The organism is Castellaniella sp. GW247-6E4 (assembly GCF_040276065.1).
Lineage (GTDB): Bacteria > Pseudomonadota > Gammaproteobacteria > Burkholderiales > Burkholderiaceae_B > Castellaniella.
The window spans coordinates 83791-106340 of record NZ_JBELOI010000007.1 but is presented as its reverse complement, the minus strand read 5'-3'; the positions used below and the strand labels follow the sequence as shown (position 1 = coordinate 106340).

Sequence of the window (22550 nt, the reverse complement as noted above, 5' to 3'; positions counted from 1 at the left end):
GCGTGTCCTGTCACAGTGGTAAGTCGTGTCAGTGCCTGTCCCTGACAGTTACAAAAAAATCGACAGCGCCAGTCTGGCCGCCCTTGAGGGCGATCTCCAAGCCGTCAATGGCGGGGTCGAGCGAATGGGCGCGGCACAACGGCACGCCCGGCGATAGCGGCGCGATGGCGGTCAACGCGTCGATTCCCAGACGGGAGGTTGCGTGGCCGGACGTGTCGCCGCCAGAAATTACGACGCGTCGCAGATTGCACTGGCGCACCAGTGCGCTGAGGATGTCGCCCAATGCCGCGCCGAGCCGGTCGTTTGCGGTGGCGATTTCCACACCGCTGGCCCCGACAGCCTCGCGAAACACCACGACACGCGGATCGTCAGGGCCTGCAGCCGTGAAAACCAGGGGGTCGCGGCCCCGCTCGAGCGCCTGACGGGCCAGATCGATCACACGCCGTACCTCTGCCGCCAGCAGGTCCGTGTCGACCGCCAATTGCGCATCCAGCATGATCGGCTCGAAGCCTTGCGAACTTGCGTGGCGGATCTGTGCCGCCGTGATCGGCGACACAGATCCCGATACGGCCGCAACGCGTTCCACTCGTGAGCATTGCGCGCCGGCGATGGCGGCGGGGACCAGCCCGGATGCGCGCCAGTATGCGATCAACGCCTGCTCGACACCTTGAGAACCCAGCACGAACTGCTGTGTGCCGCCTCGTTCCCATATCAGGCGCCCAACCTCGCGCTGCGTCTCCACATCCAGCATGTCCATCGATACGATGGCCATGCCGCGCTCGATTTCCCGTGCCAGCAACGCGTCGGCTCGACCGCATTTCATTGTGACGAAATCCACGAGCCCCACGGGCAGTCGAGTCTGCGCGGCCAGGTGCCGACCCAGGTCGGCTTCATGCATGGGTGTGGTGGGGTGGGCGGACATGGTGGGATGGCGGTCAAGCCGGTAGCCCATGCCATCGGCATGTGCGAACAGATTGCCAAATGCCTGAAAGCGGCCCATGCCCAGATCCGAAACCACAAGCGGAGTCCAGCCTTGAAAACGTCTTTGACCAATCTCAGCCGCGCGGCCGATGCTGCCGATATGGGGCGCGGAGTCGAAAGTCGAGCATACCTTGTAGTGGATGATGGGCGCCCCGGTGCTTGCCAGTTGGTCGAAGGCCGTTGGCAGATGCTCGTCCATCCACTCGGGCGGCCGTGACCGCGCCACACTGGCAATACCGATACCACGATAATGAGCGAATTGAGCCAGGCGCTCGGGCGAGGGTGGGGCAAGGAACAAGATCGTCTCGAAACCCGCGAAGGCCAGTACCTCCATGGCCGCCGACGAGCCGGTGAAGTCGTCGCCATAGAACGCAATCAAAGGACCCTCGGGGAGCACGCGACCCGAATTCATACGGCGGCCCTCATCGCCATGGACAGCGCAGGGTGGGTACGCGCATAGTCAGCTTGTGGCACCCCCTGCAGCGCGGCATCCCACGCTTCGCGTAGCGCTCTCACGCCAGCCTCCGGCCCGCCCGGGTGGGCGAGGATGCCGCCCCCCGCCGTCACGATCAGGTCTGTGGTGTTGACGGCCGCATAGGTGTCTGGCACCTGGGTCACCGACTGGCCCGAGGAGAACACCGGCATCACGGCGCAGGCCTTGGACTCGAACATGGGTTCGAAGCATGAGCGAGCCGATTCGATCACGCTGTCGTCGGGCTCCGAGAACTTGTTGGCTAGGCCGTTGACGTGCATATGATCCGCTCCAGCCAGGCGCCAGATCTTGCTCCAGGCGGCAAACGACCAGCCCAGCAGCGGATGACGCGACAGGTAGCCCCAGCCGTTGCGATGCGCATGGATGGGCAACTGCGAGAACTTTGCCAGCTCAATCATGCCCGCCAGGCCCACGGAGTTGATGCTCGCCATCAAACAGGTCGCGCCATGCTTGAGCAGGACCTCGTGGCGTCGCTTCATCTCCTCGACATCGCCCGTAAGATTGAAGGCATACATGGTCTTCTTGCCGGTGCGGTCGGCGCAGGCATTCACCTCACGCATTACCGCGGCCACACGGTCATCGAATGGGCAGTTGGGCCCATCGGACTGCAGTTCGTCATCCTTGATGAAGTCAATGCCAGCAGCGCATAGCTTGGACACCAGGGCCGCCGTATCCTGCGCGGAAAAACCGACACTGGGCTTGATGATGGTGCCAATCAGGGGACGACCTCGCACGCCAGCCAGACGCCGTGTGCCTTCGGTCCCAAACCTCGGTCCCGAATACGCCACAGCGAATGGCTCAGGCAAACGGATGTCCAGCAAGCGCAAACCGCTGACTTGGCGAAGCTCGAAGAGGTTGCCAGCGACTGTGGCCATCAGGTTGGGCAATGAAGGGCCCAGCGTGGCCAGCGGCCATGAGAGCGTGAACTTGGCGCGCGTGAGGTGTTCGTTGTCCGGCGTCGGGTGCGCCGTAGGCAGCGCTCGCTGGCCGATGAAGCGGTCGACGACCTCGAACTTCACCACCCGCGCCGCGGCGCGCTCGAGCAGTTTAGGGGTTTCCCCCGGGACCCGAACGAATGTACCGCTGGATTGTTCGCCGGCAATGGTGGCCACCGTACGTTCGGGATCGTCCGACGTCTCGACGAGATAGTCCGCCTCTATACGGTGCTGTGACATTGTGCTTCCAAGTTCGGAGCGGCATCAAGCAACCAACGAGAGATCGACGACTGATGCGACTTGTGAGAAAAGTGCGAATTTTTCAAAACAATTTAAACAACGTTGTTTGTAAATTGACTCAATCCTATCTACACTCCCTGAGGCTGTCATTTGATTTTTCTGCGCTTATATGTGAGTTTTCCTGATGGATCCAGAGATTCGCACCGACGATCCTAAACAACATCTACGCTTAACCTCTTTGCGCGCTTTCGAGGCGTCCGTCCGCCTTGGCTCCATGACAGCAGCAGCCAAAGAGTTATTTGTCACGCATGGAGCAATCAGCCGGCACATCCGCCTGCTGGAAGAACAATTCGGTGTCCCTCTACTGGTGCGCTTACCTCGAGCCGTAACGCCCACGCCAGAGGGAGGAGCTCTCGCCAAGCAACTGACTGAGGCGTTTCGCCTGATGCGCGAGGCGGTGGCGCAGCTGGCGCCGGGACCGCTCACCCTGTCATGCTCCGCGACCATGATGATGAAATGGCTCATCCCGCGTTTGAGCGAATTCAAACGCGCCAACCCAAGCGTAGAGATCCAACTCGACATGAACCATGGGGAAGTCAACTTCATCCGAGACCAGATCAGCCTGGCGATCCGCGCCAGCATGAACCAGCCGCCGCGCGACGCGATCATCGAGCCATTGCTGCACGAGCAGATCGGCCCCGTCTGCCATCCAGACTATCTAGCACGCACTGGCATCTCGTCCACTGCTTCGCTCGCGCGTGCACGCATTCTGGAATCGGCCACGCGGCCCTACGCCTGGAAAGAATGGTTAGCGCTGATGAACTGCGAGGATATCGAGTTGACCTCGACCGAACGCTACGAGCACTTCTATCTGGCGATCGAGGCGGCTGTGTCCCGACTGGGCATTGCTCTCGTGCCACATTATTTGGTGAAAGAGGAGCTCGAATCGGGCCGACTCGTGGCGCCATTCGGCTTCATCGTGAGCCCCTATACGCTTAATCTATGGATCGCACCACACGAGCGCTTGCGCACGGATGTGCGCAAGCTGGCCAACTGGATCCGCGAGCGCATGGAGTGAAACGCGCACGATGACTCGAGGCGGCTACTACCTGCGATCGACTGCGATGGACTGAACAGGCCTTGCTCAAGCCTCGGCGTGCTTGGCCGCCTCGACGGCGGCGTCGGTGTCATGCGGCGCGCCGTTGAAGAACACGTTCAGCAGGACGGCCGACAACGAGGTCAACAGGATGCCGGATTCGATCAGCGGGTGAATCGCATGCGGCATCCACTGACGGAAGTTCGGCGCGACCACCGGAATCATCCCGACGCCGATCGAGATCGCAACGATGACGGCGTTGTGGCGGTTGGCCCTGAAGTCCACGCCGCCGAGGATGCGGATGCCGGTGGCCGTGACCATGCCGAACATGACCAAGCCGGCGCCGCCCAGGACGACGGTGGGCAATGATTCGACCAGCGCCGCGAGTTTGGGCAGCAACCCGAGGATGACCAGGATCACGCCGCCCATGACGCAAACGTAGCGGCTGCGCACGCCGGTGACGGCGACCAGGCCGACGTTCTGGGAAAAACTGGAATACGGGAAAGTGTTGAAGATCCCGCCCACCAGGGTGCCCAGGCCATCGGTGCGCAGACCGCGCGCCAGGTCCTTTTGGGTGATCTTTTTGCCGGTCATGTCGGACAGGGCGAGGAACATGCCGGTCGACTCGATGAGGATGACGATCATCACCAGGACCATGGTGATGATCATGAAGACATCGAACCGGGGCATGCCGAAATGAAAGGGCAGGACGATGTCGACCCAGGGCGCCTTGGCGACTTTCTCGTAAGTCATGATGCCCATGGCGGAGGTGATGACGGCGCCGACGACAATGCCGAGCAGCACCGCGATGTTGCCGAGGAATCCCTTGCTGAACTTGGCGATCACCAGGATGGACAGCAGCACGATCGCGGCGATGCCCACCCCCGTCAGGTCGGCGTACCGCGGGTTGGGCATGGTCGGCAGGATCGACAGGCCCTTGGGCACCGCCGGGATGGCCGAGCCCGGCGCGCCCGCGGCGGCCTGTGCCTGCTGCAGCCAGGTGGAGTACTCCGGATTGATCACGTTGGGCGCGGTGGGGCCGAAGGGGTTGCCAAAGATCCAGTTGATGCCCACCCGCATCAGCGTGATGCCGATGATGGCGATGATGGTGCCGGTCACCACAGGCGGAAAGAACCGCAGCAGGCGGCTGATCCATGGCGCGATGATGATGGTGACGATCCCCGCCGCGATAATGGTTCCGAACAACAACTGGGCTCCCTCGTGCCCAGGATTGCTGCTGGCGATGTGGATCATGGGTCCGACCGGTGCGAAGCTCACGCCCATCATCACCGGAAGCTTGATCCCGAACCACTGGGTGGCGCCCAGGGACTGGATGATGGTGACGATGCCGCAGGCGAACAGGTCGGCGGCGATCAGCAGGGACACCTCGTGGGAATCCAGGCTCAAGGCGCGGCCGATGATCAGCGGCACGGCCACCGCGCCCGCGTACATCACCAGCACGTGCTGCAGGCCCAGCGCGGTCAACTTGCCGAATGGCAGGATCTCGTCGACCGGAGCAGTGGGATTGCTCATGCTTGTCTCCAATGGTCTATTGGTTGTGGGGACGGCCGGCGAGACTCGCGGGGCCCGCGGGGCCCGACCGTCTTGAAGACTCTACCGGAGCGACCGGCGTGCGACCATAAGGCAAGCGATATAGGGCGCTTGCGCCACCTCGCATAATCCAGGGATTACCCTGGTATTTCTGAGGAAAAACCGGCGGCCCGGCAAGCCGGGCCGGGTAAGTCCCTATGCGCTGGACGAACGATGCTTATCCCTTGAGCTGCTCGATCCAGTGGCGCGTCGAAGCGTCGTGCCCGGCGCCCCGGTCCCGCGCGGCGCCTCCGTCCGGGCCCGGCGGTGTCTCTGGGGAAAGCGCCTCGACGATTCCACGTGCGAGGATTTTGCCGTACTCCACGCCCCATTGGTCAAAGGGATCGATGCCCCAGATCACCCCCTGGACGAAGACCCGGTGCTCGTAGAGCGCCAGCAGCGCACCCAGGGTGTAGGGCGACAAGCGCGGCAGCACGATGAGATGGTTGGACCGCCCGCCCGGATGCATGCGGTGGCGCGCCAACCAATCGGCGCGCACCGGATCCAGGCCCTCGCGGAGGCACTCGGCGCGCGCCTGTTCGAAAGTCTTGCCGCGCATCAGGGCCTCGCGCTGGGCCAGGCAATTGGCCAGCAGGGCGCGGTGATGCGCCGGCCAGTGATGGTCGGCCGTGCGGCACAGGATGAAGTCCACCGGCGCACCGTCGCTGCCCTGGTGCAGCCACTGGAAAAAGGTGTGCTGGGCATCGGTGCCCGGCATGCCCCAGACGGCCGGCCCGGTGGGTACGCCGACCGGGCGGCCGTCGAGGTCCACGGATTTGCCCAGAGACTCCATGTCGAGCTGCTGGATGTAGGGGACGAGCTGCGCCAGGCGTGAATCGTACGGGGCGATGTTCAGCGATCCGTGCCCCAGCACGCTGCGGTTGACGACGCCCGCCAACGCCATGCGCACCGGCGCGTTGGCGCCGACCGGCGCCTCGGCGAAATGCTGGTCCATGGCGGCGGCGCCCGCACGCATGCCCGCCAGCACGTCGGTGCTGACCGCCAGCGCCGTGGTCAGGCTGACCGCCGACCACAAGGAAAACCGCCCGCCAACCCAATCCCACAGGCGAAAGATATTGCCCTCGGGCACGCCCCAGGCGACGGCGCGCTCTGGGTAGGCGGTGATGGCGGCGAAGTTCGCCCGGGGATCGACACCGGCGGCCGCCAGCCATTCGCGCGCCCGCTCGCCATTTTGCAGGGTCTCGGCGGTGGTGAAGGATTTAGAGGCCAGTACGATCAGCGTGTCGCGGGGATCGAGGCCGGCCAGCCCGCCCTCGATCGCATGACCATCGATGTTGGCCACGAAGCGCACCTGGCGCCACAGACCGGTATAGCCGAAAGCTGAGACGGCCAGGCGCACGCCCCAGTCGCTACCGCCGATGCCGATGTGCACGAGGTTGCTCCAGCGCCGCTCGGCATCCGCGCTGCGCACCCAGGCGTCCATGCGGGCGCGCTCGGCGAGGACCTCGGGCGGGGCGTCCGGCGCCCGCAGCGCGGTGTGCCAGGCGGGCCGCGCCTCGGTGATGTTGACGGCCTCGCCCGCCAGTAGGCGCGCACGCTGAACGTCAAAACCGCGGGCCTCGAGAAGCGCGCGGCCGGCCTGTCCCAAGGCATCCGAATGGCGCTGACCGCTGAAATCCACGGTCACGCCGGGCGCCTCGATCAGGTCGGGGACGCCGTTGGCCTGCAGCGTGCAGGCCCGCGCGGCCGCGGCGAAATGCGCCCATTCAGGCAAATCGGTCAAGGGCGGCGCCCGGTCGGCGGCAAGGGCGGGAACATCGGGCATGGATGTCATGGTGCGGACTCAGCAGCGCTCGAAGATCCCGGCGGCGCCCATGCCGGTGCCGACACACATGGTGACCATGCCGTATCGCAAGCCGTGGCGGCGCATGGCATGGATGGTGGTGGCCGAACGGATCGCGCCGGTGGCGCCCAGTGGATGACCCAGCGCGATGGCGCCGCCCATGGGGTTGACGACCGCCTCGTCGAGGCCCAGGTCGCGGATGACGGCCAGGGACTGTGCCGCAAATGCCTCGTTCAATTCAATCCAGCCCATCTGGTCCAGCGTGAGCCCGGCGAGCCGCAAGGCGGCCGGGATGGCCTCTTTGGGGCCGATGCCCATGATCTCGGGCGGCACGCCCTTGACGGCAAAGCACACGAAGCGCGCAAGCGGGGTGAGCTGATGGGTCTTGAGGGCGCGTTCGGACACGACCAGCAACGCGCCGGCGCCGTCCGAGGTCTGCGAGCTGTTGCCGGCGGTGACACTGCCGCGTGCGGCGAACACGGGCCGCAGGCGGGCCAGGGCCTCGAGGCTGGTGTCCGGGCGCGGACCCTCGTCCAGGGTCGCGGTGTGGCGATCCTCGCGCACATCGCCGGTGGACAAGTCGGGGGTACGGCGCACGATCTCGATCGGCAACATCTCGTCGGCGAACTCGCCGGATTGCTGGGCCGCCAGCGCGCGCTGGTGCGAGCGCAGGGCGAAAGCGTCCTGATCCTCGCGCGAGATTCGCCAGCGCATGGCGACCTGCTCGGCCGTGGCGCCCATGCCGTAGGCGATCCCGATGTTGTCCTCCTTGAGGTAGATGTCCGGGCTGAAGGAGGTGCCCACGCCCAGGGTGGGCACGAGGCTCATGGATTCCACGCCGCCGGCGAGGATGACGTCGGCCTCGCCTACGCGGATGCGATCGGCGGCCATCGCGATCGCCGTCAGCCCCGAAGCGCAGAAGCGGTTCACCGTCACGCCGGCCACGCTGCTGGGCAGGCCCGAGAGCAGCGCGCCGATGCGCGCGACGTTCAGGCCTTGGGGACCCTCGGGGATGGCGCAGCCGATGATGGCGTCCTCGACCGCGGCCGGATCCAGGCCCGGCGCCTGCGCCATAACCCCGCGGATGGCCTTGGCCAGCAGATCGTCGGGCCGGGTATGGGAATACATGCCGCGCGGCGCCTTGCCGATCGGTGCGCGCGTCGCCGCGGCGATATAGGCTTGTTGCAATGCACTCATCGGATCTCCTTGGATCTCAATTGCGGGTCGGCTTGCCGGTCTGCAGCAGACCGGCAATGCGCTCTTGGGTCTTGGGGCTGGCGAGCAGCCCGAGGAAGGCCTCGCGCTCGAGGCCCAGCATCCAGGCCTCGTCGACCAGCGAGCCGGGATCGAGGTCGCCGCCGCACATGGCGTAGGCGATCCGCTCGGCCACGTGGAAGTCGTGGTCCGAGATGAAGCCGCCCACATGCATATTGACCAATTGTGCCTTGAAGGTGGCGAAGGCATCGCGCCCGGCCACCGCAAAGCGCGCCGGCAGCGGCGCGTGCCAGCCCTGATCGGCGAGATTGGCGGCCTCGCGCACGGCGACGTACAGCAGCTCGCGGCGGTTCATGACGATGGGATCGGATTCGCGCAGGTAACCAATCCGGCGCGCATCCAGGGCGGACTTGGAGACCTGCGCGGTGGCGGCGGCCATGAGAAAGGGCTTGAGCATCGCCTGCAGGGGCGCGTCGGGCGCGCACCCCGCCTGGCGTTCGGCGGCGCGGCGCGCGCCATGAGTGAGACCGCCCGCTCCCGGCACCAGGCCCAGGCCCGCCTCGACCAGCCCGATATAGGTTTCGATATGGGCCACGCGGCGCGCGCAATGCACCGCCAGCTCGCAGCCGCCGCCCAGGGCCATCCCCGCCATGGCGGCCACGACCGGAACGCGGGCGTGGCGCAGGCGCATGGACATTTCCTGCATTTCCCGCTGGAGGGGCTCGATGGCCTTGACGCCGCCCGCCATGAAAGCGGGCATCAGGGCCTTGAGGTCGGCGCCCGCCGAGAACGGATCCTCGAGCTGGCCGATGACCAGGGCCTTGTAGTCCGACTCGGCCCGGGCGATCGCGCGCACCACGCCGCGCACGACATCCGGGGCGAGGGTGTGCATGCGAGTCTTGAACGAAACGATGAGCACATCGCGCGGATGGGGATCGGGCAAAGTCCAGCAGCGCACCGCATCGTCCTCGTGCACGATGTGCGGCGCCGGGCCGGGCCCTTCACCCACGAGGCGTGGGGCACCGATCTGGCGCTGGTACACCGGCAGTGCGCTGCGCGGCCGGTAGACGCCGGCCGCCGGACTGAACGAACCCTCGGGCGTATGGACGGCCTGGTGCTCCCACACGGGGCCGCGGATGGCCCAGGCGGGCAGCGGTTCGGACGACAGGGTGCGACCCGCGGCGATGTCCTGGCTGATCCAGTCGGCAATCTGGCGCCAGCCGGCGGCCTGCCAGATCTCGAAAGGCCCCTGCCGGTGGCCAAAGCCCCATTTCATCGCCTCGTCGAGCTCACGCGCATTGTCGGCGATTTCCGCCAGGCGCGTGGCGCTGTAGTGGAAAATGTCGCGCAGGACGGCCCAGACGAACTGGGCCTGCGGGTGCTCGGAATCGTGCAGGGCGCGCAGGCGCCGGGCCGCGTCCCGCTCGCCGAGGATGTCCTTGACCGCGTCGTCGAGCGCTGCACCCGTGGGCACGTACTCGCCCTTGGCCGGGTCCAGGCGCAGGATCACCTTGCCTTCTTTGCGAAAGAAGCCGGCCCCGGATTTCTGCCCCAGGGCGCCCTTTGCAATCAGCGCGTCCACCTCGGGCGGCACCTGGAAATGCGGGCTGAAGGGATCGTCGGGCAACTGGTCGCGCATGGTGCCGACGACGTGCGCCAGCGTATCGAGGCCAACCACGTCGGCGGTCCGAAAGGTGCCGGACTTGGCGCGTCCCAGGCGGGTGCCGGTGAGCTCGTCGACGAGCTCGTAGGGCAGGCCAAAGGCCCGGGTGTGATGAAAGACCGAGAGAATGCCGAACACGCCGATGCGGTTGCCGATGAAGTTCGGCGTATCCTTGGCGCGCACCACCCCCTTGCCCAGCCGCGACACCAGGAACGTTTCCAGGATGTCGAGCAGCGCGGGCTCGGTCGCGGCCGTGGGAATCAACTCGACCAGCGTCATGTAGCGCGGCGGGTTGAAGAAATGCACCCCGCAGAAGCGATGGCGCACAGCCTCGGGCAGGGCCTCGGAGAGCGAGGCGATGGACAGCCCCGAGGTATTGCTGGCGATGATGGCGCGCGGATTCAGCGCGGGGGCGAGCTTGTGGTAGAGGTCGCGCTTCCAGTCGAGGCGCTCGGCGATCGCCTCGATCACCAGGTCGCAGTCCGCCAGCAGCCCCAGCCCGTCATCGTAGTTTGCCGCCTGGATCAGGTCGGCGAGATCGTCGCGCGCCAGGGGCGCGGGGCTGAGCTTTCGCAGGTGCTCGATGGCGCGCCGCACGCCGGCGTTCTTGTCGCCGTCCGGCGCGGCGAGATCGTAGAGGATGACCGGCACGCCCGCGTTGACGCAGTGCGCGGCGATCTGTGCGCCCATGACCCCGGCGCCGCAGACCGCGACCCGGCGAATGGAGGGAGAAACTGGTTGGCTGGTATGCATGTGTGTCGTGTCCTTGCCAAAAATTGACCCGCGACGCGTGCGGGCCGCGCGGCGGAGCGCGCCATCCTTTCTATAATAGGGCCGTTCCCCTGTCGACGCATCCTAACGCGGGACACCGACCGTCACATGGCCCGACTCCCTCGCCTCTACGCCCCCCGCATCCCTCAGTTGGCGCAAGCCTGCTTTGCGCGGGCATTCGCGCAAGCATCCGAACCCGCCCCGGCGGTCGACATGGAGCGCCTGCGGGATTGGCTGGGCCGCGAGGTCGCACAGCACGGGCTCGCGCTGCATGCCTGGGTGATCACCCCCGATCGCCTGTGCCTGTTGGGCACCCCCGCCGACGCGCAGGGCCTGTCGCGCGTGATCCAGGGCCTGGGCCGGCGCATGGGCGCGAGCCTGCAGCGCGGGCGGGCCTACCAGGGCCGCTATCACAACGCCCTGCTCGAGCCGGGCCGCTGGGTGCTGCCGGCGATGGTCTGGCTGGAATCACTGCCGGCGGCGCTGGGCTACGTGGATACACCGGCGCACTGGCCTTGGTCGTCCGCGGCGGGGCACATCGGTCTGCGCGCCGATCCCATGCTGGTCGATCACGCAGATTACTGGAATGAGGGCAACACGCCGTTTTCCCGGCAGGCTGGCTACCGCCAGCGCCTCGAGGCGGGTGCCGACGCCGGCCAGGGCGCCCAGATCGAGGCCGCGATCCTGGGCCAGTGGGCCCTGGGCGAGCGGATATTCCTCGCCCACCTGGGGCGCCTGGCGTCGCGGCGGGTGGCGCCGGCCCCGCGCGGACGGCCGCGGCACGCGCCTCAGAACGAGGTCGTGGCCTCGAGGAAAAACGTGCGGCCGGGCTGGTTGTAGGTGTAGGCGCCGGCCCCGCTGATGTAGTTGGGGGTTTCCATATTGACGCCGATGGCGTTGCCCGCGCGAAACAGGCGCTTGTCGAACACATTGTCCACGCCCATCGTCACCCGCAGGTGTTTGCTGACCTGGTACCGGGTGCTGAGCCCAAAGACGGCGTAGGGCGGGACCTTGTCCGTGGCGCTGCCGGTCAGGGGATTACCATAGTAGTCATACTTGGGCCCTTCCTGTTCGCCATAGACCGTTGCCTTGGCGCGCAGGGACCAGGCCGGGGTCACGGACCAGTCCAGGGTGCTGTTGATCGTGTATTCGGGAATGGTCGACAGGTGTTCGCCGGTGTCCTTGTTCTCGGACTCGATCATGTAGGTGACATTCGTCGACCACAGCCAGTCCTGCGCAAACGGCCAGGTCAGGTTGCCTTCCAGGCCCTGGACGACGGCGCGCGGGATGTTTTCCCATTGAAAGACATTGGTCGGCAGGCCGATGCTGTTCACGAAGCGGCCGACGGGCGTGCGTCCGGCCTCGATCTTGTTCCGGTAGTCGTTGTGGAAGTAGGTCAGGCTGGCGCCCAGGCCCTCGGTGCTGCGGTACTCCACGCCCAATTCCTTGTTGAGGCTAGTTTCGGCCTTCAGGTCCGGGTTCCCCACCAGGAAGCAACCGGTGGTGCCGCCGGACGCATTGCCCCAGCAGCCGTTGCCGGCGCTATAGAGCGCATAGCCGGCGTTGCTCTGGTACAGGTTGGGCGCCTTGTAGGCGCGTGCGATGCCGGCCTTGATCGTCCACCGCTCATCGACGAGGTAGGACAGGTTCAGGGAAGGGCTCCAGTTGTTGCCTTGCTGGGTGTGGCGATCGAAACGCAGGCCCGGCGTGACGGTCCAATGCTCACCGATGTACAGGTTGTCCTCCGCGAACAGCGAATAGATGTTGGCGTGGACCTTGGGCGTGTAGGCGAAGGGCACTTTCGGCATCTTGGCGTTCGGCGTATTGCGCGAGGCCAGGTCCGAGGCGTTGTCCTCCAGGTCCTGGCGCACCCATTCGAGGCCGAAAGTCCCCATCTGGTCCACGCCGCCCCAGTTCAGGCGCCGGCTCAACTCGGTATGCGCCGTCAGGGTGCGCAGGTCGATGTCCCCGTACCCGCCGAGACCGGCCGCCAGCGGATCGTTGAAGAGACCCTCCGTGCCCCCCGCCAGCCCCTCCATCAGGCGGGTGTTGCGGGTCTGCTCGTAATGCAGGTAACTGAGGGTGTGCGTATCGGCGTTCCAGTCGCCGGTATGCGTGATCGAGTAGGCCTGCCGATAGGCCCGGTTGGTTTCGTTGCCCACCTGAGACTTGACGATGGCATTGCTGTTCGTATTCTGCGTGTCGCCGACATAGATGTTGCCCTCTCGGCCATAGCTCGCGCCGAAGTCGATCGTGTGGCCGGCGGCGGGCGTCCAGCTGAGCACGCCACCGATGTCGCGGTTCTTGAATCCCTCGCGGCCGGCGGGGAACGTGTCCTTGTTGGCGCCGCCGCGCGCCGAGGCGTGGTCCTGGTTGATGTCGTAGGCGTCGCCCTGGAAGTTCGCCGCACTGCCGTACAGGCGGAAGTCCAGGCTGTCCGACAGCGGGCCGGCCAGGCTGAAGGTCGTGCGCGCGGTGGAGCCCTCGTCGCTGTGATGCGGCGCATTGATGTAGGTCGAGACCGATCCGGTGAGGGTATCGGCGGCGGGCTTGGTGATGATATTGACCACGCCGCCGGCCGCGCCGTTGCCGTAGCGCGCGGCGGCGGGACCACGCAGGACCTCGATGCGCTCAATCATTTCAGGCGGTACCCAGTTCGTGTCGCCGCGCGTATCGCGTTCGCCGCGCCAACCGAAGCGCACCGACCCGCGCGCGGACACGGGCTTGCCGTCGATCAGGATCAGGGTGTTTTCCGGTCCCATGCCGCGGATATCGATCTGGCGGTTGTTGCCGCGCTGGCCGCTGGAGGAATTGCCGGTGAGGTTCACGCCGGGCATGGTGCGGATGATTTCCGCCACGTCGTTGGCGGGCGGCGCCTTCTCGATGTCGGCCGCCGTGATGGTCGAAGCGCCCGGAGTCTGCTTGAGTTCCTGCTCGGCCTTGACGACCACGCGGTCCAGCTGGGCCACGTCGCCGGCGGACTGCGATTGGGCGCCGACGGGGGCGGCGGCGAGGCCCAGGACGACGAGAAGACCGACGGACGGCAGGGCGTGGCCCTTGGGCTTGAGGGCGATCATGCGGGTTCCTTGCGATGCGAGTGGCGATGGGTCGATATGAATCCTCGAAAATATAAACGATAATGATTATCACAATCAAATTGATATCATTTATTATTGAAATTACCCATGAACCACGGAGCGCGCAGGACCAGCGCCCGCCGCCGGGCTACCCGTCGTCCCGGCCAGCCCGGCGCGCCAGCCGGCGGGCGCGCGCGGCCACCGCGCGGCGCGACATCTCGGAATCGAGGATCAGGCGCCCATGCAGCCGGCCGTGCAGGCGCCGCACCGAGACCTGGGCATCCTGCATGTGCTCGCGCATGAGGGTGCGCACCGTATCGGGATCGCGTGCGCGCGCGGCAGCCACCAGCCGCCGGTGGAACTCGACGTTGTTGGCGCCGAAATGCTGTTGTTCGCGCATCGGCATCTGGTTGTCGTAGACCGTCAACTGGCGCAGCATCTGATTGATCATCTCGCACACGAACCGCAGGAACGGGTTCGGGCTGGCCGCCGCCAGAATGTCGTGAAAGGTCATGTCCTCTTGGCGTTGCGAGAACTGATCGGCCTCGGGATCGCGCAGGGGATCGCATTCGTCGATGTTGCGCTCGAGCGCATCGAATTGCGCCTCGGTCAGGTGCGGCACGGCGCTGGCGGCGAGTTCGGGCTCGAGCAGCTTGCGCGCCTGATAGATGTCGTCGATCGAGACTTCCTTGAAGAACAAGTAGTTCTGCATGAGCTGGAATGCGCGGTCCAGCGGCACCTCGACCGCCATGCCGCCGCCGCTGGGCCCGGTGGTCACTCGAATCAGGCCCTGGACCTCCAGGGACTTCAAGGCCTCGCGCACCGTGCTCTTGCTGACGTTGAACATCTCTTGCAGCTCGGTTTCACGCGGCAGGCGATCACCGGGCAGCAGGTTTTTCGCCGTCATGAGGCGCTTGATTTCCTCAGCGACCAGATCGCTGCGCTTGGGCTGCGCCGAGCTGCGCACCGCGGCCCGCGACTTGCCTCGTGTAACGTTCAACAATTCTTTGCTCCTGATCGACCCCATCCAACGTCCATCCCGTCCCGCACATCGGCGGCGAAAGGCGTCTTCGGGTTTCACCTGAGTCGAATCCGCTTGACACGAAAATCCCGAAAATTCATTATACCCACAATCCTATTTATCATGATAAATAGGATTATCTACAAGGGCACCGGCGCAGACCGGATCTTCAAGGCAAAGGCCCCCACCTATCAACACGCCGCCCCCGGCGGCCAGGAGACACCACGTGAATCGCCGCGACATACTCAAATTGACAGCGCTGAGCACCCTTCCGGGATCCCTGCTTTCGGCGCGCGCCGCCATGGCCCAGTCCGACGCCATCCAGTTCGGCTGTCCAGTCCCGATTTCAGGCGCGTTCGCCGCCAACGGCAAGTTCGCCGACATCGGCATGAAGGTAGCGCTGGAGGAATACGGCAAGGTCCTGGGCAAGCCCCTGGCCTATACCGCACTGGACACCGAGGGCAAGCCCGCCACCGCCGTGCGCAAGGTGCAAGAGGCGGTCCAGCAGCGCAATGCCCGGTTCTTCGCGGGCGGCATCCTGTCGTCCGAATCGCTGGCCATGGGCAAAGAGATCGAGCGCCTGGGCGGTGTGTTCATCACCACCGCGGGTGCCGACGAAATCACCGGCAAGGACTGCAACCGCGCCACGTTCCGCTGGTCGGTCCCCACCTTCGGCGCCATCAACCAGACGGTGCGTCCGCTGATCGACCTCTATCCCAATGCCAAGCGCTGGTACACCATCACGCCGCAGTATGTCTTTGGCGATGGGCTGCTGGATGCCGCCAAAACGATCTTCAAGGAAAAGGGTCTCGAGCACGTCGGCAACAGCTACCACTCCCTGACGGAAAAGGAATTCAGCGGCTACCTGACCAACGCCATGGCCGCCAAGCCCGACGTGCTGCTGCTCTTGAATTTCGGCTCGCAATCCTCCGACACGCTGCGCCAGGCGGTCAGCTTCGGCATGAAGCAGAACACTGTCATCCTGGTGGCCTGGGCGTCGGGGCTGGAGCAGTTCGAGGGGCTGGGCGCCGACACCTGCGAGGGGGTCTACTTCGGCGCCCAATATTGGCACGGCATCGACAGCGCCGCCAATCACGCGCTGGTCAAGCTGTGCCAGGACAAGCTTAAGTACAACCCCAACTACAGCCTGGCGGGCTCGTATACCTGCACCCGGATCATGCTGGACGCCATCGCCAAGGCGGGCAGCGCGGAGCCCGCACAGGTCATCAAGGCCATGGAAGGCATGCAGTACGACGGTCTGACCGGCCCCGAGACCATCCGCGCCGCGGACCACCAGGTATTGAAGAACTATTACCTGCTCAAGGCCAAGGCCAAGTCCGCCATGAAGGACAAGGACGACTACGCCGACATCATCAGCAGCGGCCAGTCCTTCCTGTCGCCGGAACAGGCGGGCTGCAAGCTCTAGTCGGACCGCACACCAGGCTCAAACCCGCCCGCCGGCCCCGGACTCGGACGCTGGCGGGCCGACCTCAACCGGATGACGGGGCCGCGGCCCGGACCACCTCCCGCATCCCGTTCGACAAAGGCCTTCATGAACGTTTATCTGCTGCAAGTCGTCAACGGCATCGGCATCGGCATGCTCTACTTCCTACTGGCGGTGGGGATGTCGATCATCTTTGGCCTGCTGCGATTCGTCAACTTCGCCCACGGTGCGTTCTACCTGCTGGGCGCCTATTTCTGCTACCAGGCCGTCGAATGGGGCCTGGACTTCTGGGTGGCGCTGGCCGTCGTGCCTTTTCTGGTGGGCTTCGTAGGCTGGACCCTCGAGCGCGTCGTTCTGCGCCATGTCTACGACAAGGCGCATGAATTCCACATCCTCCTCACCGTCGGGCTGGCCCTGATCATCCAGGAAGGCGTCATCATGGTCTGGGGTCCGATCGGCGAGAACGTGGCGCCGCCCGACATGCTCAAGGGCGTGGTCATGTGGGGCAGCTTCATCTATCCCAAGTACCGGCTGTTCGTGATCCTGTTCACCGCCGTGTTCGCCGCCGCGCTGTGGTGGCTGCTGGAGGGCACCCGGCTGGGCAGCGCCGTGCGCGCCGGCAGCGAGTCCACCGACATGGTATCGCTGCTGGGCATCAACGTGACGCAGATCTTCAGCCTGACCTTCGGCTTGGGGGTCGCCACCGCCGCGCTGGCCGGTGTGCTGGCTGCGCCTATCCGCGGCGCCGAGCCGTTCATGGGCCTGGAGGCCCTGGCCATCGCCTTTGTGGTCGTGGTCGTCGGCGGCATGGGTAGGTTCTCGGGCGCGCTGGTGGGCGGCCTGCTGATCGGTATCGTGCAAAGCCTGATGAGCACGCTGTGGCCCCAGGGCGCACAGCTCATGATCTACGTGGCCATGGGCGCGGTGCTGCTGCTGCGTCCGCACGGACTGCTCGGGAGAGGATGATGCAAGCGATCAAGGACAATCATCAATTGTTGATGGCCCTGGCCGTCGTGCTGCTCATGCCCGTGTTCATCGAATCGGGTTCGCTGGCCTCAGAAGTGCTGATCTATGCGCTGGCCGTGCTGGGCTGCAATCTGCTGCTGGGCTTCACGGGCCTGCTCTCGTTCGGCCAGGGGATATTCTTTGGCGTGGGCAGCTACACCTTGGGGATCCTGCTGGTGCGGTTGGACCTGCCGCTGGCCCTGACGCTGCCCCTGACCATACTGGCCGGCGTGGTCAGCGCGGTCTTCGTGGGCTGGCTCGCCATCCGGCAGCGCAATGTGTATTTCGCGCTGCTGACCCTGGCGATGGCACAGATGTTCTACTTCCTGGCCTACACCATGACCGACCTGACGGGCGGCGACAACGGCCTGTTGGGCGTGCCGCGCCCACCGCTGTCGATCCTGGGGGTGGAGCTCCTGTCACTCGATTCCCCATGGCAGTTCTATCGCTTTGTGGCGCTGTGCTTCCTGCTGGCGTTCTGGCTGCTGCAACGGATCACCGCCTCGGTGTTCGGCCGCACCCTGCTCGCCATCCGCGACAACGAGACGCGCGCGGCCGCCGTCGGCTACGACGTGCACGGCCTGAAGCTGGCGGTCTTCGCGCTCTCGGGCGGCGTCACCGCGCTGGCCGGCGGCCTGCTGGCCATGATGGCCGGCATCGCGCCGCTCTCGAGCATCGAATACCACAGCAGCGAAATGATCCTGGTGATGACCATCATCGGCGGCACATCCAATCTGTTCGCCTCGCTGCTGGGCGCGGGCTTTTATGTGCTGTCGGCGGACTGGCTCTCGTTCGTCTGGCCGCGCTGGCTGCTGTTGCTGGGCGTGCTGCTCATGCTCGTCAGCCTGTACATGCAGCGCGGCCTGTGGGGCGTGCTCGAAAGCCTCTGGCACCTGCTGCGCAAACGCCGCCGCGCCGCGCCCGACGCCACCCAACCGGAGCAGCTCCCATGACCGCCCCATCCGCTCATCCAATTCTGCGCGCGCGCGGCGTCACCAAGCGCTTTGGCAAGTTCACCGCCGTGCAGGACGTGAACCTGTTGGTGGCGCGCAACACCATCCACTCGGTCATCGGCCCCAACGGTGCGGGCAAGACCACGCTGTTCCATACCTTGACCGGCACCTTGCCGGCCACCACCGGCACCATCGAGTTCGACGGGGTGGACGTCACCGCGCTGGCCGACCACCAGCGCGTGCGCCACGGCATTGCACGTTCTTTTCAGGTGACCAGCCTCTTTCCCTCGCTGGACGTACGCGAGAACCTGCGACTGGCCGCGCAGGGCGTGCACCGGCTCGGGGCCGCGGACGGCTGGTGGCCGCCGACCGGCGCGCGCGCGCGCCGCGAGGCGATCGACGAGATCCTCGAGCGCATGGGCCTGGGCCGCGTGGACCATCTTGCCGCGGGCACGCTATCGCACGGCCAGCAGCGCCGCCTCGAGGTCGGCATGGCCCTGGCCGCGCGGCCCAAGGCGATCTTTCTGGACGAGCCCACCTCGGGCATGGGCGTCGACGACATCGACGCCATGAAGGCACTGATCTACGGGCTGCGCGGCGATCACACGGTCGTGCTGATCGAGCACAACATGGGCATCGTCATGGACATCTCGGACACCATCACCGTCATGCAGCAAGGCCAGGTGCTGGTCGAGGGCAAGCCCGACGAGATCCGCAATGACGCGCGCGTGCGCAGCGCCTACTTGGGCAATATGATCACCGGAGGCGCGGCATGACCCTGTCCGTCAAGGAAATTCACAGCTATTACGGCAAGAGCCACATCCTGCAGGGCGTGTCGCTGGACGTCCCGGAAGGCGGCGTGGCCACGCTGCTGGGCCGCAACGGCGCCGGCAAGTCGACCACGCTCAAGACCATCGCCGGCCTGATTGCGCCGCGCCCCGGCTCGATCGTCTTCCAGGGCCAGGAGATCGCCGGCCTGCCCGCGCACCGCGTCGCGGGGCGCGGCATCTGCCTGGTGCCCGAGAACCGCGGCATCTTCAAGCTCCTGACCGTCGAGGAAAACCTCAATCTGGGCCTGCGGCGCGACTCGCCCTGGCAGTTGGACGACGTCTATCGCATCTTTCCGCGCCTGAAAGAGCGCCGCGGCAACGGCGGCGGCCAGTTGTCGGGCGGCGAGCAGCAAATGCTCGCGATCGGGCGCGCGCTGATGAACCATCCGCGCCTGCTGATGCTCGACGAACCCGTCGAGGGCCTGGCGCCGGTCATCGTCGAGGAGATCGTGGCGCAGATCAAGCAGATCCGGCAATCGGGCGTCTCGATCCTGCTGGTCGAGCAGAACCTCGAGGTCTGCACCCAGCTCGCCGACCGCCACTTCATCCTGGAACAGGGGCAAATCGTCTACTCAGGCTCGAACGATGAATTCCGGGCCGATCATGCGGTCAAGGACCGCTATCTGGGAGTCAATGTATGACCGCAAGACTGAATGAACGCTCTGAACCGGACATTTCCGGGTTGCGCATCGACGGCGACCGTTTGTGGGCCTCGCTGATGCAACTCGCCCGGATCGGCGCCACCGAGAAGGGCGGAGTCTGCCGCCTGGCGCTGACGGACCTGGACGGCCAGGGGCGCGACCTGGTGCGCCGGTGGGCCACAGAGCTGGGCTGCACGGTCCGGGTCGACGCCATCGGCAATCTTTTCATGCGCCGCGCCGGCACGCGCGACGATCTGCCCCCCGTCATGGCGGGCAGCCACATCGACACCCAGCCCACCGGCGGCAAGTTCGACGGCAACTACGGCGTGCTGGCAGGCATCGAGGTGCTGCGCACCCTGAACGAGCGCGGCATCCGGACCGAGGCGCCCCTAGAAGTCGTGGCCTGGACCAACGAGGAAGGCTCGCGCTTCGTGCCCGTCATGATGGGGTCCGGCGTCTTTGCGGGCGCCTTCACGCTCGAGCACGCCTTGGCGCAGCGCGACCGCGAGGGTGTATCGGTGGCCGAGGCCTTGGATCGCATCGGCTATGCCGGCCGACAGCCCGACGGCCCGGTGCCGGTGCGCGCCTACTTCGAGGCGCACATCGAGCAGGGCCCGGTACTGGAGGCCCACGACACGGTGATCGGCGCCGTGCAGGGCGCGCTGGGCCAGCGCTGGTACGACGTCATCATCCAGGGCCAAGAGGCCCATGCCGGCCCGACGCCCATGGCAATGCGCCGGGACGCCCTGCTGGCCGCCGCGCGGCTCATCCAGTCGGTCAACGACATCGCGCTGCGCCACGCGCCGCACGGCCGCGGCACCGTGGGATGGATCGACAGCTTTCCGAATTCGCGCAACGTCATCCCTGGCCGCGTACGCCTGACGGTGGACCTGCGCGCGGCCGACGACCAGGTGCTGGACGCCATGGATCAGGCCCTGGCGCAGGCCTGCTCCGAGCTCGGCGAGGGTGGCGGCCTGAGTGTGTCCCTCGAACCGGTGGTGTACTTCCCGCCGCAGGCCTTCGATCCCGAGCTGGTCGGACTGGTCGGGGAATACGCCGAGCGCCTGTCCTACAGCGTCATGCCGGTCATCAGCGGCGCTGGCCACGACGCGGTGTATCTGGCTCGCGTGGCGCCCTCCGCCATGATCTTCGTGCCGTGCAAGAACGGCATCAGCCACAACGAGGTGGAGGACGCGCAGCCCGACCATCTGGAGGCGGGCTGTAACGTACTGCTGCACGCCATGCTGCGCATCGCGGGCGTGGGCGCCATCGACAGGAGTGCCTCATGAAAGTTCTGATCGCCCGCACGAATCATGAAACCAATACGTTCTCGCCCGTCGCCACGCCTCTGTCCGCTTTCGGCCCACAGGGGCCGGTATATGGCGCCGACGCCCTGGCAGCCAATCTGGGCAAGCGCACCGCGATGGCGGCCTTCATCGACCTGGCGCAGCAACACGGGGCGGACATGGTCACGCCCATCGATGCCTCGGCCTATCCCAGCGGCCCCGTCGACGGCGAGGCCTATCGGCACATCTGCGACACCATCGTCGATGCGGCCCCCGGATGCGACGCGCTGCTGCTGGACCTGCACGGCGCCATGGTGGCCGAGACCACCGACGACGGCGAAGGCGATTTGCTGGAACGCCTGCGCGCGCGCCTGCCCGGCGTGCCCATCGCGGTGGCGCTGGACCTGCACGGCAACGTCACGCAGAAAATGATCGATCACGCCGATGTAATCGTCAGTTTCAAGACCTATCCGCACATCGACATGTACGAGACGGGCGCGCATGCCGGACGCCTGTTGTTCGACATGCTCGCCGGCAACTCGCGGCCGGTCGTCGCCTGGCGCCGGCTGCCGCTGGTCAGCCATACGCTGCGCAGCGCCACCGATACGCCGGCCATGCGCGCGGCGGTCGAGGCGGCCCGCGCGGCCGAGTCCAGCGGCCTGCTGGCCGCCTCGGTGCTGCCCGGGTTCGGCCTGGCCGACATCGCCTTCCCGTGCTTGAGCGTGGTGACCGTCGCCGACGGCGATCGCAACGCGGCACAACGGGCGGCGGACGCGCTGGCCGAGGGCATCTGGGGCAAGCGGGCGGGGTTTTGCTATGACCGCGAGCCGCTCGCCGAATCCCTGGCGCGCGCGCAGGACATGGCGCGCGCCGCCACCCGGCCGGTGATGCTGCTGGACCACGGCGACAACTGCATGTCCGGCGGGACGTGCGACACCATGGATGTGCTCTCGGCCGCCCTGGATCTGGGCCTCGAAGGCATTCTGGCGGGGCTGTACTGCGACCCTCGGGCGGTCGACGCCCTGCACCAGGCCGGGGTGGGAGCCGCCGTGGCCCTGCCGGTCGGCAACAAGCAGTCTCTAGAGCGCATCGGCCGCCAAGCGCGGCCCATGGCCTTGCAGGGCACCGTGCTGGCGCTCAGCGACGGCTGGTACACCATCACCGGGCCCACCTACACCGGCCAGCGCGCCTGCATGGGGCGCAGCGCCGTGCTGGACATCGGCGCCGCGCGCCTGGTGCTGACCGAGCGCACGCACGAGCCCTGGGATCTCGGGGTCTTCGAGAGCCTGGGCCAGGATCCGCGCGAGGCGCGCTTTCTACTGTTGAAATCCCGCATGTATTGCCGCCCGGTGTTCGTGCCGATCTCGGCCGGGCTGGTCGAATGCGACAGCCCTGGTGCCACCAGCTCGGACTGGTCGTTGTTCCCGTTCAAGCGCCGGGCGCGACCGCTGTACCCCCTGGAGGACGCCGGACCCGGCATGACGGACTACGCGGGCTGAGAGGCG

The 22550-nt window shown here is 66.3% G+C and carries 17 protein-coding genes; 9 read left to right on the top strand and 8 right to left on the bottom strand.

Annotation, left to right across the window (positions count from 1 at the left end):
- Positions 1 to 28: 28 nt before the first annotated feature.
- Complete coding sequence (locus ABS761_RS10290; RefSeq protein WP_350408222.1) at positions 29 to 1393, bottom strand: four-carbon acid sugar kinase family protein; 1365 nt, start codon at positions 1391 to 1393, stop codon at positions 29 to 31.
- A complete protein-coding gene (locus ABS761_RS10285; RefSeq protein ID WP_350408221.1) occupies positions 1390 to 2649 on the bottom strand; it encodes a ribulose-bisphosphate carboxylase large subunit family protein in 1260 nt (419 codons plus the stop codon). The genes ABS761_RS10290 and ABS761_RS10285 overlap by 4 nt, the downstream gene beginning before the upstream one ends.
- 184 nt (positions 2650 to 2833) lie before the next feature.
- Here ABS761_RS10285 and ABS761_RS10280 point away from each other — a divergent pair, with 184 nt between their 5' ends.
- Positions 2834 to 3727: a LysR substrate-binding domain-containing protein gene (locus tag ABS761_RS10280; protein WP_350408220.1), complete on the top strand. Its 894-nt coding sequence runs from the start codon at positions 2834 to 2836 to the stop codon at positions 3725 to 3727.
- Between the two features lie 66 nt (positions 3728 to 3793).
- On the opposite strand, the gene ABS761_RS10275 is transcribed toward ABS761_RS10280, so the two are convergent.
- The 4 genes from ABS761_RS10275 to ABS761_RS10260 all read right to left on the bottom strand — a co-directional run bounded on the left by ABS761_RS10275 (position 3794) and on the right by ABS761_RS10260 (position 10770).
- On the bottom strand, positions 3794 to 5278 hold the full coding sequence (locus ABS761_RS10275) for a nucleobase:cation symporter-2 family protein (RefSeq protein ID WP_350408219.1): 1485 nt from the start codon (positions 5276 to 5278) through the stop codon (positions 3794 to 3796).
- Positions 5279 to 5513: 235 nt separating this feature from the next.
- Positions 5514 to 7130: a glucose-6-phosphate isomerase gene (gene pgi / locus ABS761_RS10270; RefSeq protein WP_350408218.1), complete on the bottom strand. Its 1617-nt coding sequence runs from the start codon at positions 7128 to 7130 to the stop codon at positions 5514 to 5516.
- Positions 7131 to 7139: 9 nt separating this feature from the next.
- Entirely contained in the window at positions 7140 to 8336 is a 1197-nt protein-coding gene (locus ABS761_RS10265; RefSeq protein ID WP_350408217.1) for an acetyl-CoA C-acyltransferase, read from the bottom strand.
- A 16-nt stretch (positions 8337 to 8352) separates the two neighbouring features.
- Positions 8353 to 10770 carry a 3-hydroxyacyl-CoA dehydrogenase/enoyl-CoA hydratase family protein gene (locus tag ABS761_RS10260; RefSeq protein ID WP_350408216.1) on the bottom strand — a complete coding sequence of 806 codons (2418 nt, stop codon included), beginning with the start codon at positions 10768 to 10770 and terminating at the stop codon, positions 8353 to 8355.
- A gap of 126 nt (positions 10771 to 10896) precedes the next feature.
- On the opposite strand from ABS761_RS10260, the gene ABS761_RS10255 reads away from it, so the two are divergent.
- Positions 10897 to 11628 carry a hypothetical protein gene (locus ABS761_RS10255; RefSeq protein WP_350408215.1) on the top strand — a complete coding sequence of 244 codons (732 nt, stop codon included), beginning with the start codon at positions 10897 to 10899 and terminating at the stop codon, positions 11626 to 11628.
- On the opposite strand, the gene ABS761_RS10250 is transcribed toward ABS761_RS10255, so the two are convergent.
- Both ABS761_RS10250 and ABS761_RS10245 read right to left on the bottom strand, forming a co-directional pair.
- The gene (locus ABS761_RS10250) at positions 11577 to 13865 is read right to left on the bottom strand and encodes a TonB-dependent siderophore receptor (RefSeq protein WP_350408214.1); all 2289 of its coding nucleotides are present in this window, start codon (positions 13863 to 13865) and stop codon (positions 11577 to 11579) included. The genes ABS761_RS10255 and ABS761_RS10250 overlap by 52 nt on opposite strands.
- A 148-nt stretch (positions 13866 to 14013) precedes the next feature.
- Positions 14014 to 14772: a FadR/GntR family transcriptional regulator gene (locus ABS761_RS10245; protein WP_502881411.1), complete on the bottom strand. Its 759-nt coding sequence runs from the start codon at positions 14770 to 14772 to the stop codon at positions 14014 to 14016.
- 340 nt (positions 14773 to 15112) lie between these two features.
- On the opposite strand from ABS761_RS10245, the gene ABS761_RS10240 reads away from it, so the two are divergent.
- The 7 genes from ABS761_RS10240 (at position 15113) to ABS761_RS10210 (ending at position 22544) form a co-directional block, all read left to right on the top strand.
- Positions 15113 to 16312, top strand: a complete 1200-nt coding sequence (locus ABS761_RS10240; RefSeq protein WP_350408212.1) for an ABC transporter substrate-binding protein — start codon at positions 15113 to 15115, stop codon at positions 16310 to 16312.
- Between the two features lie 126 nt (positions 16313 to 16438).
- Positions 16439 to 17296 (top strand): branched-chain amino acid ABC transporter permease, encoded by an 858-nt coding sequence (locus ABS761_RS10235; protein WP_350408211.1) that lies wholly within the window; start codon positions 16439 to 16441, stop codon positions 17294 to 17296.
- Positions 17296 to 18288 carry a branched-chain amino acid ABC transporter permease gene (locus tag ABS761_RS10230; protein ID WP_350408327.1) on the top strand — a complete coding sequence of 331 codons (993 nt, stop codon included), beginning with the start codon at positions 17296 to 17298 and terminating at the stop codon, positions 18286 to 18288. The genes ABS761_RS10235 and ABS761_RS10230 overlap by 1 nt, the downstream gene beginning before the upstream one ends.
- Complete coding sequence (locus tag ABS761_RS10225; protein ID WP_350408210.1) at positions 18285 to 19064, top strand: ABC transporter ATP-binding protein; 780 nt, start codon at positions 18285 to 18287, stop codon at positions 19062 to 19064. Before ABS761_RS10230 ends, ABS761_RS10225 begins: the two co-directional genes overlap by 4 nt.
- Entirely contained in the window at positions 19061 to 19759 is a 699-nt protein-coding gene (locus ABS761_RS10220) for an ABC transporter ATP-binding protein (protein ID WP_350408209.1), read from the top strand. Before ABS761_RS10225 ends, ABS761_RS10220 begins: the two co-directional genes overlap by 4 nt.
- Positions 19756 to 21048 (top strand): Zn-dependent hydrolase, encoded by a 1293-nt coding sequence (locus tag ABS761_RS10215; protein WP_350408208.1) that lies wholly within the window; start codon positions 19756 to 19758, stop codon positions 21046 to 21048. The genes ABS761_RS10220 and ABS761_RS10215 overlap by 4 nt, the downstream gene beginning before the upstream one ends.
- Positions 21045 to 22544, top strand: coding sequence for a M81 family metallopeptidase (locus ABS761_RS10210; protein WP_350408207.1), 1500 nt, complete (start codon positions 21045 to 21047; stop codon positions 22542 to 22544). Before ABS761_RS10215 ends, ABS761_RS10210 begins: the two co-directional genes overlap by 4 nt.
- The last annotated feature ends 6 nt before the right edge of the window (positions 22545 to 22550 follow it).